The sequence below is a fragment of the Paracoccus beibuensis genome (assembly GCF_026162625.1).
Taxonomy (GTDB): domain Bacteria; phylum Pseudomonadota; class Alphaproteobacteria; order Rhodobacterales; family Rhodobacteraceae; genus Paracoccus; species Paracoccus beibuensis.
Genome location: NZ_JAOTBD010000009.1, coordinates 1 through 16,191 on the forward strand (window position 1 = coordinate 1; position 16,191 = coordinate 16,191).

At 63.0% G+C, this 16,191-nt stretch carries 12 protein-coding genes and 4 pseudogenes; 5 read left to right on the forward strand and 11 right to left on the reverse strand.

Going from position 1 to position 16,191, the window contains the following annotated elements; all coding sequences use genetic code 11:
- Positions 1–228: 228 nt before the first annotated feature.
- Both OC159_RS08105 and OC159_RS20000 read left to right on the forward strand, forming a co-directional pair.
- Positions 229–3,618: a DEAD/DEAH box helicase family protein gene (locus OC159_RS08105; protein WP_265500650.1), complete on the forward strand. Its 3,390-nt coding sequence runs from the start codon at positions 229–231 to the stop codon at positions 3,616–3,618.
- Positions 3,619–4,149: 531 nt separating this feature from the next.
- The gene (locus OC159_RS20000; RefSeq protein WP_322626719.1) at positions 4,150–4,440 is read left to right on the forward strand and encodes a hypothetical protein; all 291 of its coding nucleotides are present in this window, start codon (positions 4,150–4,152) and stop codon (positions 4,438–4,440) included.
- A gap of 302 nt (positions 4,441–4,742) precedes the next feature.
- Here OC159_RS20000 and OC159_RS08115 read toward each other — a convergent pair.
- Positions 4,743–4,907: pseudogene (locus tag OC159_RS08115) on the reverse strand (IS66 family transposase zinc-finger binding domain-containing protein); the annotation flags it as partial.
- Positions 4,908–5,053: 146 nt separating this feature from the next.
- Between OC159_RS08115 and OC159_RS08120 the strand changes: the two are divergent.
- Positions 5,054–5,652: pseudogene (locus tag OC159_RS08120) on the forward strand (transposase); the annotation flags it as partial.
- A 22-nt stretch (positions 5,653–5,674) separates the two neighbouring features.
- On the opposite strand, the gene OC159_RS08125 reads toward OC159_RS08120, so the two are convergent.
- Positions 5,675–6,544: an ABC transporter permease gene (locus tag OC159_RS08125; protein WP_265500651.1), complete on the reverse strand. Its 870-nt coding sequence runs from the start codon at positions 6,542–6,544 to the stop codon at positions 5,675–5,677.
- A 202-nt stretch (positions 6,545–6,746) separates the two neighbouring features.
- Here OC159_RS08125 and OC159_RS08130 point away from each other — a divergent pair.
- Positions 6,747–7,878: pseudogene (locus OC159_RS08130) on the forward strand (IS3 family transposase).
- 147 nt (positions 7,879–8,025) lie between these two features.
- Here the strand turns inward: OC159_RS08130 and OC159_RS08135 are convergent.
- The 4 genes and pseudogenes from OC159_RS08135 to OC159_RS08150 form a co-directional block, all read right to left on the reverse strand.
- Positions 8,026–8,205, reverse strand: coding sequence for a hypothetical protein (locus tag OC159_RS08135; protein WP_265500652.1), 180 nt, complete (start codon positions 8,203–8,205; stop codon positions 8,026–8,028).
- Complete coding sequence (locus OC159_RS08140; RefSeq protein WP_265500653.1) at positions 8,196–8,474, reverse strand: hypothetical protein; 279 nt, start codon at positions 8,472–8,474, stop codon at positions 8,196–8,198. The genes OC159_RS08135 and OC159_RS08140 overlap by 10 nt, the downstream gene beginning before the upstream one ends.
- A 26-nt stretch (positions 8,475–8,500) precedes the next feature.
- Positions 8,501–8,722, reverse strand: a complete 222-nt coding sequence (locus tag OC159_RS08145) for a hypothetical protein (protein WP_265500654.1) — start codon at positions 8,720–8,722, stop codon at positions 8,501–8,503.
- A 245-nt stretch (positions 8,723–8,967) separates the two neighbouring features.
- Positions 8,968–10,218, reverse strand: a pseudogene (locus OC159_RS08150) (IS3 family transposase).
- A 384-nt stretch (positions 10,219–10,602) separates the two neighbouring features.
- Here OC159_RS08150 and OC159_RS08155 point away from each other — a divergent pair.
- Positions 10,603–11,970, forward strand: a complete 1,368-nt coding sequence (locus OC159_RS08155; protein WP_265500749.1) for an alkaline phosphatase D family protein — start codon at positions 10,603–10,605, stop codon at positions 11,968–11,970.
- Positions 11,971–12,068: 98 nt separating this feature from the next.
- Here OC159_RS08155 and OC159_RS08160 read toward each other — a convergent pair whose 3' ends face one another.
- From OC159_RS08160 to sdhA, 5 genes are read right to left on the reverse strand one after another with little or no spacing between them, the layout of a single operon-like run.
- Positions 12,069–12,848, reverse strand: coding sequence for a succinate dehydrogenase iron-sulfur subunit (locus OC159_RS08160; RefSeq protein ID WP_265500655.1), 780 nt, complete (start codon positions 12,846–12,848; stop codon positions 12,069–12,071).
- A 13-nt stretch (positions 12,849–12,861) separates the two neighbouring features.
- Positions 12,862–13,698 carry a hypothetical protein gene (locus OC159_RS08165; protein WP_265500656.1) on the reverse strand — a complete coding sequence of 279 codons (837 nt, stop codon included), beginning with the start codon at positions 13,696–13,698 and terminating at the stop codon, positions 12,862–12,864.
- Positions 13,695–14,021 carry a hypothetical protein gene (locus OC159_RS08170; protein ID WP_265500657.1) on the reverse strand — a complete coding sequence of 109 codons (327 nt, stop codon included), beginning with the start codon at positions 14,019–14,021 and terminating at the stop codon, positions 13,695–13,697. Before OC159_RS08170 ends, OC159_RS08165 begins: the two co-directional genes overlap by 4 nt.
- 1 nt (position 14,022) lies before the next feature.
- A complete protein-coding gene (locus OC159_RS08175) occupies positions 14,023–14,385 on the reverse strand; it encodes a hypothetical protein (RefSeq protein WP_265500658.1) in 363 nt (120 codons plus the stop codon).
- Positions 14,385–16,187, reverse strand: a complete 1,803-nt coding sequence (gene sdhA, locus OC159_RS08180) for a succinate dehydrogenase flavoprotein subunit (protein ID WP_265500659.1) — start codon at positions 16,185–16,187, stop codon at positions 14,385–14,387. Before sdhA ends, OC159_RS08175 begins: the two co-directional genes overlap by 1 nt.
- Positions 16,188–16,191 lie beyond the last annotated feature (4 nt).

Below are 16,191 nucleotides of genomic sequence, written 5' to 3' on the forward strand. Positions count from 1 at the left end.
GCGCCTTGAAGCCCGCGTCATGGTTCCTGCGTTTCCGCATTTCTGATCTCCTCGTCCTCGGAGATCAGCAGACGTCAGATCGTAGCTTCCGTCACTGTCCGATTTTCGGGGAGTAGCTCACATCGGCGCGTTTCCGGAACTGGCGGATCATTGATCCAGACATCATTTCGCTTGCTGCGAGACGGCGCTGCCCATTAGCCTGACCGGGTTATTAAGCCTCCGGTTCATATGTATCAATTCGCTTTCCTCGCCGATGAATTTCCTGCGCTGTTCGCTCCGGCGAAAAAGGCGGAACTGGCGGCGCTTTCGGATCCCCGCAGCGCCTGCTTTCACGCCCGCCTGACGCTGGAGATCGCGCTGCTGTGGATGTTCCGCAGCGACAAGACGCTGAGACCGCCCTATCAGGACACGCTGGCGGCGCTGGTGCATGAGCCCTCACTTGCCGCGCTGACGGGGCCGGCCATCGTCGCGAAGGCCAAGATCATCAAGGACCGCGGCAATCAGGCGGCGCATGACACGAAGTCGCCCTCGGTGTCGGATGCCAAGGTGGTGGTCAGCGAGCTGTTCCACGTCTGCTATTGGTTCGCGCGCACCTATGCGAAGAAGGGCAAACCCGATCCGGCGCTTTCGTTTGATGTGGCGAAGCTGGAAAAGACGCTGACGATCACCGCCAGCACCGTGTCGCAGATCAACGCGCTGGCCGAGAAGCAGGCCGCCTCGCTGAAGGCGCAGAGAGAGGCCGAGGAGGCGCGGATGACCTCGGAGGCCGGTCGCGCCGCGCTGGAGGCCGAGATCGCTGCCTTGCGCGCCGAGATCGCCGCCGTGAAGGTCGCGAACCAGGCGCAGGCCGATACGCATGATTATGACGAGGCAACGACCCGCGACGCTTTCATCGACCTGCTGCTGGCGGAGGCAGGCTGGCCTCTGAATCAGCTGCGCGACCGCGAGTTCCGTGTGACGGGAATGCCGAACGCGGCAGGCGAGGGGTTCGTCGATTACGTTCTCTGGGGCGACGACGGCAAGCCGCTTGCGCTGGTGGAGGCGAAACGGACCAAGACGAATGCGCTGGTCGGGCAACAGCAGGCGAAGCTCTATGCCGATTGCCTGGAGGCGACGTTCGGGCGGCGGCCGGTGATCTTCTGTTCCAACGGCTATGAGCATTGGATCTGGGACGACGCGATGTATCCTCCACGGGGGATCGCGGGCTTCCTGAAGAAGGACGAGCTGGTGCTGCTGCATCAGCGGCGCACGACGCGGAAGGTGCTGGAAACGGTCGAGGTCGATGAGACCATCGTCGAGCGCTTCTATCAGCACCGGGCAATCCGCCGGGTGGGCGACGCCTTCGAGAGCAAGCAGCGCCACGCGCTTCTGGTCATGGCGACAGGTTCGGGCAAGACGCGGACGGTGATCGCGCTGATCGACCAGTTGCTCCGCGCGAACTGGGTGAAGCGGGTGCTGTTCCTTGCCGATCGCGTGGCATTGGTGAAGCAGGCACATGGAGCCTTCAAGGCTCATCTTCCCTCGGCGCCGAGCGCGAACCTGCTGCAGAGCCACGACCCGACCCAGAACAACCACGCGTCCGCGCGGGTCTGCCTGTCGACCTATCCGACGATGATGGGCCTGATCGATGAAATGAAGGACGGGGAAAAGCGCTTTGGTCCCGGCCATTTCGACCTGATCGTCATTGATGAGGCACACCGATCCGTCTATCGCAAGTATCGCGCGATCTTCGAGTATTTCGACGGACTTCTGGTCGGGCTGACTGCGACGCCCCGTGACGAGATCGACCGGGATACCTATTCGCTATTCCAACTTGAACGCGGCGTGCCGACCGACTCCTACGATCTGGAGGATGCGGTCGATGACGGTTACCTCGTGCCACCCAAGGGGATCTCGGTCCCGCTCAGGTTCCAGCGAGAGGGCATCACCTATGACCGTCTGTCCGATGAGGAAAAAGAGGCTTGGGATGCGCTGGAGTGGTCAGACGAGGGCGATCCCCCCGATCATGTCGATGCCAACGATCTGAACAAGTGGCTGTTCAACATCGATACCGTTGACAAGGTGCTGAAGCATCTGATGACCAACGGCATCAAGGTCGCCGCCGGTGATCGCCTGGGCAAGACGATCATCTTCGCCAAGAACAGCGCCCATGCCCGTTTCATCGTGGAACGGTTCGACATCAACTATCCCCATCTGAAGGGTAGCTTTGCCTCGCTGATCGACTACAGCGTCAGCTATGCTCAGAGCCTGATCGACGACTTCTCGGAGCCGGAGAAGGCGCCGCATATCGCCGTGTCGGTCGACATGCTGGACACCGGAATTGACGTGCCGGATGTGGTGAACCTCGTATTCTTCAAGATCGTCCGCTCCCGCACGAAGTTCTGGCAGATGGTCGGACGGGGAACGCGGCTGCGGCGCAACTTGTTCGGGCCGGGCGAGGACAAGCATGAATTCTTGATTTTCGACTACTGCCAGAACCTCGAATTCTTCGGGGAGAACCCTGATCGGGCCGAGCCCGGGGGCACGGCGCCCATAGGCGAACGCCTGTTTCGCGCGCGCTTGGAGCTGATAACGGAGCTTGAGCGGGCAGAACATAAGGGGGAACTCGGCCCGCGCCTGCGCGACCGGCTTCACGAGGAAGTCACCGGCATGAATGTCGATAACTTCATTGTTCGGCCTCATCGGCAGAATGTGGAGGCGTTTCAGGCGCGCGCGGCTTGGGATGAATTGGATGCCAATGCGCAGGAGGCACTCTCGACCCGTATCGCCGGTCTGCCCAGCGCCTTCCGGGATGATAACCTCCCGGCAAAGCAGTTCGATCTGCTGGTGCACGGAGCGCAGCTTTCCCTTCTGCGGGGCGAGGCTGCCTTTGCACGTGCGCAGACCCGAATCCGCGACGTAGCCTCATCGCTTGAGGCTCTGGGAAACATCCCCTTAGTGGCGAAGCAGCTGTCGTTGATCCTCGAGATCCAGACCGATGAGTTCTGGACTGACATCACCGTTGATCTTCTGGATGAGGTGCGCCGAAAGCTCCGCCTGCTGGTCGAACTGATCGAGCCAAAGACCCGCAAGCTGGTCATCACCGACTTCGAGGATGAAATCGGCGTTGGGAATGTGGTTACACTTCCGCAACTCGGCGCTGGCGTCGACAAGGCTCAGTTTCGCATGAAGGCCCGCCGCTTTGTCGAAAAGCACCGCGACCACATTGCCCTGATCAAGGTCCGCCGAGCCGATCAACTGACGCAGCAGGACCTCGACGAGCTTGAGAGGATGTTCGTGGAGGAAGACGTCGTGGACGCTGAGGCGTTGAATGACGCCACTGGCGGCGCTGGGCTTGGGGTGTTCCTTCGCTCGCTCACAGGCCTTGATCGCGCTGCCGCCAAGTCGCTCTTCAGCAGTTTTACCACCCAGAACGCGCTGAGCGCCAACCAAACTGAGTTCGTGAACCTGGTCATCGACAGCTTGACCGAAGCGGGCATCGTTGACCCTGCCCTGTTCTATGAGAGTCCTTTCACAGACCTCGACGACATGGGACTTGCTGGCGTCTTCGAGGACAAGCAAGCACAGGAATTGCTGGCAATTGTCCAACGCGCCAACGCCACGGCTGCGGCTGCATAATCTGGAGACCAAGAATGCGAAAGCCTGGCAGCGTCCGCGGCCTCGAAGCACTAGGACGTGAGCGCCTGTCGCGCCACTTCTTTATGCGGGATTTTCTCTACTCGTAGATCGGGAATTTCGTAAGGATCCCGAACATCCCCGATGACCCCGATCTCGCTCTTTTTACCGGCCGGAAGCTCGCGACGGAGCTCTTGGATCCTCTTGTTGAAACATTTGGTCCTATCGCCGTGCGATCGGCCTATCGTTCTCCCGAAGTCAATGGGTATGGCGCTGAACATGGCTTAGGTTGCGCCTCGAATGAATCCAATCGCGCCAGCCACATCTGGGACCAGCGCGACGCCGAGGGCCGGTGCGGAGCCTGCACGAGCGCTGTCATCCCCTGGTTCGCTGACCAATACGACAGCGGGCGTGATTGGCTTGACCTCGCGTGGTGGTTGTTTGATCACCTCGACTTCCACGCCATCACCTTCTTCCCAAACGAGCCGCATTCAATCTGACTTGGCGGGAGCAGCCTGAAAAGCGGATATCGTCGTGGATCGGATCGGCACGCAGGATCTACCGGCCGAGCGATGTGCTTCCGATGCAGGAGGCACGAATACAGAGATACCACAACTTCCCCCCCTTTCGCGCGATCAACTACCCGATGATACCTTCGACATGTCGGTGATCTTATCGGTCGCGTGTGGATTCCGCCTGCCCCACGGCCGCGGCGACGAGTTCCGTTCGTCCACATCCGCGCCCGAAGGGCCGCAGCCGCGCGACATCTACATCCCCGATCTCCACATCGACAGCGTCAAAGTGAAGGCCAAGAACTTCCGGTAAGCGGTTTAGTCGGGTGGCACACGCGTTCGATGCCCCAGGACCTTCCGGTGCATGCCGAGACCGGCATTCCCGCCAACGTTAGATAGCCAAGTCAGCGAAATGTATGCGCTCTTGCGCTGAAAGAGCCCGACAAAGCTGGGCTCCGGACGGCTGTCACACCGCTCCGGCCACCGCCTGCTCGTGGGATCGTCCCACGGCCGAGTTGATTAGCGCATGCTCTCCTCTCCCCAGCCAGCCGCTGATTGCAGCGCCAGACAACCGCCGAAGTTCTCCACCTCGTAGGACAATGACCTATCGCGGGCGCCGCTGCGCATCAGCCGCGGCGGTTCCGGCGCCTGCGTCACACCGTCGGTGCAGGACCGGCACGCATATTTGGGGCGGCGGGTGACGATGACGCGGAACTGTGCCGGCACGATATCCAGCCGCTCCGAGACATCTTCGCCGATGCAGTGCAGGCCGCCGCCGCAGGCACAGGTCGCCAAGGCGCAGCGGACCCGTGAGCGCGAGTACACGACGCCCGAGGCCATCGCGGTTCTGAAAGCCACGACCAACTACAACCCAAAAAATAACCGACAACCCGGCGAACCGGGAAAGCGCGCCGATCACGGCGGCGAAGAGATGGCTGCCGATCCTGTGCGCCTTCTGGGAGCAGATCACGGGCGCATCGAATGAAAGCGGGCTGGTTCCCGACGCCCTTCAGCACCGTGGTCCGCGCCCATCATCAGGCAGCGGGCGCAAAAGGGGGGACTCCGAGACAAGGTTTCGGCCGTTCGAGAGCGTCCGGTGGGAAGACGATCCACCGGATCGTTTTCTGGACCACCTTCCACTTCACAACCAAGATCCACCTCCGGGTCAACGGTGCAGGCCTCCCCCTGAGGTCGGATATTTCGCCGGGCGAGACGTCGGACCATCTGCGCTTCGATCTGGTAATGGACGACAACCTGCCGGAACCTTGCGTCCTGCTGGCCGATCGCGACCATGTCTCTGACAAGGTTCGCAAAACCATGGAGGTGCGCAACGTCGTGCCCGCGATACCCATGCGGAAGTCACGGAAACTGCGCGTGGCTGCCGACCGCAAGCCCTACCGGTTGCGGAACCTTGTCGAGCGGTGCTTCAACAAGCTCGAAAACGCCCGCCGCGTCGCCTACCCGCTACCACAAGACCGCAGAGAGCTTCCCGAGCTTCATCGACATCACCTCGAACCGCCTCTGAATCCGCCATTTGTCAACATGACCTAGCTGTTCTGTAGATCAAGATGATAGCGGATCAGGAGAGCTAGTCCCAAAGCGAAAAGGAACAGGCTCAAGCCGAACACATAGACGTAGCTGACATAATCGCCTGAGTAGCTGTGATAGAACGCTCTTCTCATTTGTCCAACCACGTGAACCAGCGGGTTCCACCAAATCCAGTCTTGATAGGGTTGTGGTATATCATCGAAGACAAAGAACACACATGACACGAGGAAAAGGGGGCGCATCAGTATTCCCCAAATCTGTTGCCATCCAGGAAAGGCAGAAAATAGAAAGCAATTCAAACAACCTATTGCAACAGACAGTCCAATGGCCATTGCCATTCCGATGACTACCATCCCGAATTGAGGATCAGTTCTTGTTTCGAAGAAGCTGAGCAATCCTATGAACACAATCGAGGAAACGATAGTTTGCGTGATTGTGTTGAAGATGATGCGTGCCAGCAAAGCGTCCATGAATGTAACGGCGGGGTACTTCAGCAAGGCGCTCGAATAGCTGATGGACCCGGAAACTTTACCAGAGATATCAAGATAAGCCATGAAAGGAACGACACCTGTGGCATAGAATATCGCAAAGTTGGTGCCCATCGGAGGCGCCCTGAAACCCATCGAGAAGATCAAGGTCAGAACCACGATACCGCCAACCGGCTCAGCGATCGTCCAGATGTATCCGCCAGCCACTCGGCTTTTGCTCGTCTGCATCTCTCTCAGGATCAGAGCGGCAATAGCACGAAAGGTTCCAAAACTGCGATGTTTCCCGACCTCCCTTAGCACCTTCTCTTGATCATTCTCGCGCCGCTGCGGGAGCGGTGCATGTCCCGGCGTTGGGAAGGGTGGTTGGATAAACTCGGTCATGACACCGCGCAGTGTTTCTGAATTCGCTCGCGCCTAGCAAGATATCTTTAAGGCAAAAGCAGCCGCCTTATGAACCAAAGTTCGGGATAGAGCAACTGCGGCCTGGATCTATGTTCGCCAAGCGACAAACGGGTCAACATGGACCTGTCCCGGTTTCGTTCCGGTCTTCTGAGAGCGATGTTCGCCAAGAAGGAGACTGGATATGGCAGCGACACACAGCGACGAGTTCAAGCGAGATGCGGTTCGCATCGCGCTCACCAGCGGTCTGACACGGCGCCAAGTCGCGTCGGATCTTGGAGTGGGACTTTCGACGCTGGGAAAATGGATTCGGGCGATTTCCGAAGAGGCCCGGGTTCCCGAACGGGATGCCGATCTTCTTCGCGAGAATGAACGGCTGCGCAAAGAGAACCGGATACTGCGGGAGGAGAGGGAGGTGCTAAGAAGGGCGGCTCAATTCTTCGCGGCTCGGAAGTCATGAGGTTTCGGTTCATTGCCAGCTATTGCGGCAGCCTCTCGCGCAGTCGGCTGTGCCGCTTGATGGGTGTCACGGATCGTGGGCTGCGGGCCTGGCGGCATCGGCCGCCATCGCAGCGACAGCGGCGCGACATGGTGATCCTGGCCCATATCCGCGACCAGCACCGCCTAAGCCTGGGCAGCTATGGCAGGCCGCGCATGACCGAGGAACTGAACGAGCTGGGCCTGCATGTCGGACAGCGTCGCATTGGTCGCCTGATGCGCCAGAACGGCATCCGGGTCGTCCGCAGCGAGCGGCGTTCAGGCGCACCACGGACAGCGATCACGCCTTCAACATCGCGCCGAACCTCCTGCGAGCCAGGACTTTTCGGCGAGCGGGCCGAACCAGAAGTGGGCCGGCGACATCACCTTCGTCTGGAGGCGTGAGGGCTGGGTTTATCTGGCGGTCATCATCGACCTGTTTTCAAGACGTGTTGTCGGATGGGCCATCAGCAACCGCATGAAGCAGGATCTGGCGATCAGGGCGCTGAACATGGCGATCGCGTTGCGCCGCGGGCCACCGGACTGCATTCACCACTCCGACCGCGGCTCGCAACACTGCGCCCACGACTACCAGAAGATCCTGCACAGTCATGGGTTCAAGGTATCGATGAGCGGCAAGGGCAACTGCTACGACGATTCGGCCGTCGAAAGCTTTTTCAAATCGCTGAAGGCCGAACTGGTCTGGCGCCGCGACTGGCACGCGCGGCGTGACGTCGAAATCGCCATCTTCGAATACATCAACGGCTTCCACAACCCGCCGAAAACACTCGGCCTTGAACTGGAAATCGCCCGTGGTCTTCGAACAGAGGGCCGCTTGACATGAGGACCTGACCGGAACGAAACCGGGACAGGTCCAGATTGAGTCCGGTCGTCGCCGCGTGCGTTTGAGTAGCGACGGCGCATGATCTGCTCCCTCTGCTGCCAGTGCGGGGCTAGGAGGGAGCACGGGCCTTCACATGACTGCATCAATCAGCCTGAACGCTCTCCGCCATTTCAAACGGCTTATCTTCGGCGCAGAGCCTGCCGATCTTCTCGGCCTGCGCCGCCCGCAGAACCTCCCGCTCCGTCTCCGGCACCCTGCCCGGCCAGCTTGGGCAGGGCATCAGCATGGCGGCTGCGAGTAGCTGGCGCAGGCTCAGGGCCAAAGACGCCGGGCTCCTTCAAGGAGATAGCCATCAAGCGGCGCATCGGCCCCTTCTCCTTCTTGCAACTCACGGTCCGGCGCGTCCCTGTCGTCCACGATGATTTGCAGCCGCTTAAGCGACTGTCGCTGGACCTCCGTCGCGGGCATACTCGACCAGCTGCGCCTCTGTCGCGACCAACCGGTCAGCCAGGCGGCAAGCCCGCTGCGTCTGCAACCATCAAAGCCGGCCAGCGACAGAAGCGATGCGCCGGCGCTGAGATAGCGGGTCAAAGGTTCCGCTCCGGCAGATCCACGGCTTAGCCTGCAAGCGTGTGAGTGCAGCCGTTGAGGAGCTGGATGCGTCCGTTGGTTAGAACCGAGTGGCAGGATGGGGCATGATGCGTGTGGTAGGGCATGACGAACATCACCGAGAGGAAGCCGAAGACCGCGCTGATGATCGCGCCGACCATCCGCAAGATCGTTGAATGTCGCCACGCCCGTTGATGTAGAGCCCCGCCATGTTCAAGGCTGCGATCCACGACAGCGGGATCGCGAGTGCGGCCTCGTCAAGCCCAGCCTCGATGAAGGCCCCGAAGCTGGGGGAGGACCCGAGCGTGTTGTCCGATACGGCCAGCGTCATCGCGAAGTCCAGGAGCGCGCAACTGGTAGCCCATTCAAGGCCCCGTCGTCCTGAAAAAGGACGTCCGACATTCGCATCATGTCGGCCTGCTGGAGTTGAATCCTTGCATGCGGCTCACCTGATGCTGATGAACTCAAGCGCGAATCATCTGCCGGTTGCGACCCGCCCCGGTCGGCTCCTCGATGATAACAGAAGGCTGGCGGTTTGCGATTGGTAGCCGGCGGTTGGTTTCGGGGCAAGCGCGTCGGGCGCGTAGCCATCATGTCGCGCAAGCGACCGGCGCGCCTCGAGCGGCGTCAGGTTGCCAAGCGACGATTACGACCTGACGGCGTCGTCGTCGTAGCGCCAGAGGGCGATCTTGCGGCGGGCATCATCCAGGGTGCCGAAGATCCCCTCGTTCAGCGGTTCGTCGCGCGGGCTGCCGTTGAACGGCTCGATGAAGGCTCTCGCCATGGTCCTCGGACCAGGCGGACATGTGGCTCGATGCTGCCACTTGCCGGGATCGATGTAGTGCCAGGCGACGCCGTTCTGTTTGGCCCACTTCAGGATAGCGCGCCGGGCCAACTCGGTCCCGTTGTCGCTGACGATACAGTCGGGCTTGCCGTAGATCCGCACCGGTGCATCCAACGCGCGGGCCACCCTGACGCCCCAGATGCCGGTGTCGGCGATCAGACACGGGTTCTCGCGGCAGCAGTCGTCGATCACCGCCAGGATCCGGAAGTTGCGCGGCGCCCCAAACGTGTCCGCCACGAAGTCCAGCGACCAACGGCTGGTTCGGCATCAGGGCCAGCGGCATCGGCGTGCATGCGCCTCGGGCATGCTTGCGGCCACGTCGGCGCCGGACCGACAGCCCTTCATCGCGATAGAGCCGATACAGCTTCTTCGGGTTCATCAGCATGCCCCTGCGTTCCAGCAGCAGTCCGATCCGCCGATAGCCGAGACCTGTGGCGCAGCGCCGCGATCTTCTGCATGGCCTTGCGGATCTCCGGGTTGCCGGGCGGCCGCTCGCGCCGCACCGTCTTCGGATCGACACCGACCAGGGTCGGCGCATGCCGCCGACGGCCCGGCGTTGCAAGATAGCATGATTCCGCATCGCGTCGAGCACAGCCTCCCGCCGCCTTTTCGATGTCGTCAGGGCTTTCTCAAGAGGTCATTCAGCACGATGTTGTCGAGCATCGCATCCGCCAGCAGACGCTTCAGCCTGCCGTTGTCGTCTTCAAGCGCCTTCAGCCTCCGGGCACCGGACATATCCATGCCGCCATACTTGGCTTTCGGCTTGCAGAAAGTCGCGGAGCTCAGCCCATGACGGCGACAGACCTCCGCCGTCGCCATTCCGGCTTCCTGCTCCTTGATCATGCCAATGATCTGCGCCTCGGCAAAGCGGCTTGTCCTCATGTCGCCTGCTCCTTCATGGCGAAGCGAACTCTACATTGGAGCGAGGGACCGAAGGGGGCAGGTCATCGGTTCTCGACGCGAACCCCTCGCCGATGACCCAGTGGCCGCTGATGGCATCGCCTGCCACTGTGACGCCTGGGAACAGGCGCACCACGGGTTCCGCCGGCCACGTCAGAGCCTTTACCGTCCACCGCGAGCAGATCCGAGGGCCGTGCAGGTTCAGCGGGCCTTTGCTGTCCCAGCCAACCTTGTGATACCGCCAAATCGCGCAGTGGGATTGCGGTGCCGGAGCGGTGCGCTTAGTTGAAATGGATGTAACAGCAGATCGCGAAAATCACCGGCCCCGTCCTGCTTCTCGATGACGTCGCACAGGGTCGGCTTCACCTGTCCGCGTTGTTCATCGGAAGACAGCAGGACGTCCCGCCGCCGATCGAAGCCTCGGGACGGCAGGTGCGGTGTCAGCGTATTGCAGAATTCCGGGATGCCGTCGTCTGGCGGGCGCGGTTCGATCTTCCTGCGGATCGCTCCTCGGCCTACGGCTGGGACGGTCAGGACTTCGAGGTCGCAGGCGACCTGACCGGCGACCTGCGGCTGGCCTACGTCTCGTGCAACGGCGAGGAAGTGGGCGACATGGAGCGCGAGGGTTCGGAGCGGAACGCCATGTGGGCGCGGCTGCGCGATCAGCACCGGCGCCAGCCTTTCGCGCTGATGCTGCATGGCGGCGACCAGGTCTATGCCGACGAGGTGACGCACGGACACGACCTCAGCGACGGCTGGCCCGACCGCGTTCCGGACGCACCCTCGCCCGAGGCGCTGGCCGGGCTGCGCGATCACCTGCGAGAGCGCTTCTTCGCACGCTATGCCGCCCTTTATGCCGCGCCCGAAATGGTTTGGCTGGCGGCGCGGGTGCCGTCGCTGATGCAATGGGACGACCACGATATCTGCGATGGCTGGGGATCCCTGCCCCAGCGACGCGCGAATTCGGCCGTCGGACGGACCCTCTTTGCGGTGGCGCGTGAGAGCTTCCTGATCTTCCAGCACGCCGCTACCGCGGACGATCTGCCGCCGCGCTTCACCGACCGGACCGGCGCGCATCTGGGCTGGAGCATCCGCGCGCCGGGCCTGCGGATCCTGGCGCCTGACTTGAGGTCGGAGCGGCAACGGAAGCGCATCATGGGCCCCGGCGGCTGGTCCATGATGGAGGCAGAGGCGCGACTTGATGCCCCCGGACACACGATGCTGCTCTCCAGCGTACCATTGCTGGGGCCGCGCATGTCGCTCCTCGAAGCGCTGATGCGCGTCATCCCGCGGATGCAGAAATACGAGGACGATCTGCGTGACCAGTGGCAGAGCCGCGCGCATCGTGACGAATGGCGGCGGATGCTGGCGATGGTGCGCGACATGGCGCAGCGGGATGGTCACGACGTGACGGCAATTTCGGGGGAGATCCACCTCGCCACGCGCGCGGTCATGGAGATCGGCCCGGGCCAGCACCTGCACCAGCTCGTGGCGTCGGGGATCGCGCACCGCGCGCCGCCGAAGGGGTGGGCGCGCTTCCTCGGTGCGCTGGCATCGTTGGGGGAACATCCCCTGCCGGGCCACCCGATCCGCATCCAGCCGCTGCCAGGCCAGAAGACGCGCTACACGGCTGAACGCAACTTCCTTGTGCTGGAGCGTTCTGCGGGAAATTGGGCCGCAGCGTGGCACCTGGAAGCCAGCGGCCCGACCGCCGCGCTGGCCTTGTCGAACTGACGTCGGCTGCCAAAGCCTGCTTTGGTGACGGCCCCTTTGCAGGGCCGACACTTGGACCTGATCGGGGAAGCAGGCCCGGCCTGCCCCACCCGACGCGTTCAGCCTGCCCGTTCGACCATCATGTGCTTTATCGAGGCGATGGCCTTGGCAGGATTCAGGCCCTTGGGGCAGGTGTTCGTGCAGTTCATGATGGTGTGGCAACGATAGAGCTTGAACGGGTCTTCCAGGCCGTCCAACCGTTCCCCCGTAGCCTCGTCGCGGCTGTCGATGATCCAGCGATAGGCGTGCAGCAGCGCCGCCGGGCCCAGATAGCGGTCGCCGTTCCACCAATAGCTGGGGCACGCGGTGGAACAAGAGGCGCACAGGATGCACTCGTAGAGCCCGTCCAGCTTCTTGCGGTCCTCGATCGACTGCTTCCACTCCTTGCCGGGCGTCGGCGACTTGGTCTGCAGATAGGGGTTCACCGACGCGTGCTGCGCGTAGAAATGCGTCAGGTCGGGGATCAGGTCCTTGACCACGGGCATGTGCGGCAGCGGATAGATGGCGACGTCGCCCTTGACCTCGTCGATGCCGAAGATGCAGGCCAGCCGGTTGCCGCCGTCGATGACCATCGCGCAGGACCCGCAGATCCCCTCGCGGCAGGACCGGCGGAAGGACAGGGTCGGGTCGATCTCGTTCTTGATCTTGATCAGCGCGTCCAGGACCATCGGGCCGCAGCGGTCGAGGTCGATGAAATACGTGTCGAGACGCGGGTTCTCACCGGTTTCGGGTTCCCACCGATAGATGGTGAACTTCTTGACGTTGGTCGCGCCCTCGGGCTTGGGCCAGGTCTTGCCAACCCGGATCTGGCTGTTCTTGGGCAGGGTGAACTGGACCATTGGGTAGCTCCTTTCAGAGAGTGCCTTCGGACGGCGCGTCGGCCGTGAACAGGTGTTGGGTGCGGGCAACAAGATCGGCGATCCTGCCACGAGCATGAGGATTGAGCGCCAAGGCATTCACCTGACGAAGAAATTCGGTCGACCCGCCGTTCAGCCGCTTCATCGCGGCATCTTCCAGCGGGGCCAGCGCGTCGATGCGCGCGGCCTCGATCCCGGCATGGGCCAGAAGCTGGCGTCCCGGCCGTTCCAGGTCTGTCTCCTCCTCGAGCCGGAGGCGCGTCACGCGGTCGGGCCCGAGGACGGCGCGCACCCGATCGACCAGGTCATCCCATTCGGGCAGGTCGGCGGTCGCCTCCATGAACTCCTCGAACGTGCCGGCATATCCGTCGGTGCGAACCGCCTGCGCCCAGACCGAGGGCCGCCACGACAGCATCTGCCGTGTATATAGGACGACGTCGCAGGAAAATCCGCGGGCCTGCGCGCTTTTGTCCAGGATCTTCAAGATCCGCGGCAGCGCGGGATAAAGCCGGGTCTCGCCACCATTGCCGGGCATCGCGCCCGCAAGGTTCTCGTGGCTGAGGATGACGGGCTGCGGGCCGTCGGGCACCGTGTCAAGAACGTCGTCGAAAGCCGCGCGCAATGCCTCGCGATCGTCCTTCTGACCCGACAGGCTCAGCGCAACAGCGGCGCGGCCCAAGGGGCGCATCGGGGTGCCTTCCTCGGGGGTGCGGACGATCAGGCAGTCGGCAAGCTCGGACGCGCGCAGCTTGAGGAACCGCTGGATCGAGGTGGTGCCGGTCTTCTGCACACCGACATGCAGGATCAGCCTGCGTCCTTCGGACATCATCACCACGCGCTGCTCCGCCAGTCGGGCTGGTCGGCCAGCGGTCGAGTCGGCGCCTGACCGGAACGTGCGACGACGCAGCGGGCGAAGACGTCCGACGGGTCACGCCGCATCAGGTAGTCGCCCCTGACCTCAAGCTCAATCCGGCCAAACCCTCGGGTTCCGCCGGATTCGCCGCCGACGCCCATCACGGCATGACCGCGTGGGCGTTCGGCCAGTCTGGCGTCGCGCAGGCAGCTCCGCTCGGCCTGGTCCACGGGGACCGGGCCGCAGGCTGTCAGCGCCGCAAGCAGCGGCATCAGGCCCAGCAGGGATGCCCGCGCGATCATGTCAGGCCGTGCGAGCCGCGGCGGCGATGCACTGCGTCGTGGCCGGACGCGAGACAATGGTCGCCACGCTGTCGGCCGCGCCCGATGCTCCGGCACGCGACATCTGGGCGATGTCGATCAGTTCCGCAGTGGTCGCGTTGTTGACGACGCAATCGGTATAGGGCGTGACGTTGGCGCCCGGCAGGCGCGACTGCATCTGCGTGTTGATCACGTTGCGGGCCACCTGGCGCGAGGCCGCGTCCAGCACCGTCGGCGTCGCGACCGGCGCGGTGGGAACGGCCGGCCCCGCAACGGGAACCGGGGCCACACAGCCGGCGAGGGTGGCGGCGGAAAGGCCGAAAGCGGCAATGAGGTTGAAGCGCATCAATAAACCCTTTTCTTCGGAGCAATCTTGTTCAGGTCGATTCCGCCTTCCCCTGCCGTCGTCAGCGGCTCGAGGTGGACGGGGCGATAGGCCAGTTTAACCTTGTTGCCCTCGACCCAAGCAAGCGAATGCTTGCGCCAGTTGGCGTCATCCCGCTCAGGATAATCCTCGTGCGCGTGGGCGCCGCGGCTTTCCTTGCGGGCCTCGGCCGCGACGATGGTCGTCAGGGCGTTCGGCATCAGGTTCGTCAGCTCCAACGTCTCCATCAAGTCGGTGTTCCAGATCATGCCGCGATCGGTCACCTTGATGTCGTCCATCTTCGCCGCGACGGCCTCCATCTTCTCAACACCCTCGGCCAGCGTCTTGTCGGTCCGGAAGACGGCCGCGTCGGCCTGCATCGTGCGCTGCATCTGATCGCGCAGTTCCGCCGTCGAGGTGCTGCCCGTTGCATGGCGCAGCCCATCGAAGCGATCCAGCGCCCGGTCAACCTCCGCATGGTTGATCGAAGGCACCGCACCTGCGCGGTCGATGACCGCCCCGGCGCGCAACGCCGCCGCCCGCCCGAAGACCACGAGGTCGATCAGCGAGTTCGACCCGAGGCGGTTCGCCCCATGAACGGATGCGCAGCCGGCCTCGCCCACGGCCATCAGGCCCGGGAAGATGGCGTCGGGATCGGCTTCCGTGGGTGCCAGGACCTCGCCCCAGTAGTTCGTCGGAATGCCGCCCATGTTGTAGTGGACGGTGGGAATGACCGGGATCGGCGCACGCGTCACGTCGACGCCGGCGAAGATCTTGGCACTTTCGCTGATGCCCGGCAGGCGTTCATGCAGCGTTTCCGGCGGCAGGTGCATCAGGTTCAGGAAGATGTGGTCCTTGTCGGGACCGACGCCGCGACCCTCGCGGATCTCCATCGTCATGCAGCGGCTGACGACGTCGCGGCTGGCCAGGTCCTTGTAAGTCGGCGCGTAACGCTCCATGAAGCGCTCGCCCTCGCTGTTGGTCAGGTAGCCGCCTTCGCCCCGTGCGCCTTCGGTGATCAGGCAGCCGGAACCATAGATGCCGGTCGGGTGGAACTGGACGAACTCCATGTCCTGCAGCGGCAGGCCCGCGCGGGCCACCATCCCGCCACCGTCACCGGTGCAGGTATGGGCACTGGTGGCGCTGAAATAGGCACGGCCATAGCCGCCCGTCGCCAGCACCACCATCTTGGCATTGAAGACGTGGATCGTGCCGTCATCCAGCTTCCAGCAGACGACGCCGGTGCAGCGGCCGTCAGTGATGATCAGGTCAAGGGCGAAGTATTCGATGAAAAACTCGGCGTTGTTCTTCAGCGATTGGCCATAGAGCGTGTGCAGGATGGCGTGGCCGGTCCGGTCGGCGGCGGCGCAGGTGCGCTGCACCGGGGGGCCTTCGCCGAACTCGGTCGTGTGGCCGCCGAAGGGGCGCTGGTAGATGCGCCCGTCCTCGGTCCGGCTGAAGGGCACGCCATAATGTTCCAGCTCGTAGACGGCCTTGGGCGCCTCGCGCGCCAGATATTCCATCGCATCCGTGTCGCCCAGCCAGTCCGACCCCTTCACGGTGTCGTACATGTGCCACTGCCAGTTGTCGGGCCCCATGTTGGACAGCGACGCGGCGATGCCTCCCTGTGCGGCGACGGTGTGGGACCGCGTCGGAAACACCTTCGTCACGCAGGCTGTGCGCAGCCCCTGTTCGGCCATGCCGAGCGTGGCGCGCAGTCCGGCGCCGCCGGCACCCACGACGACGACGTCATAATCATGAACTTCGGTTTGATATGCAGCCATGTCG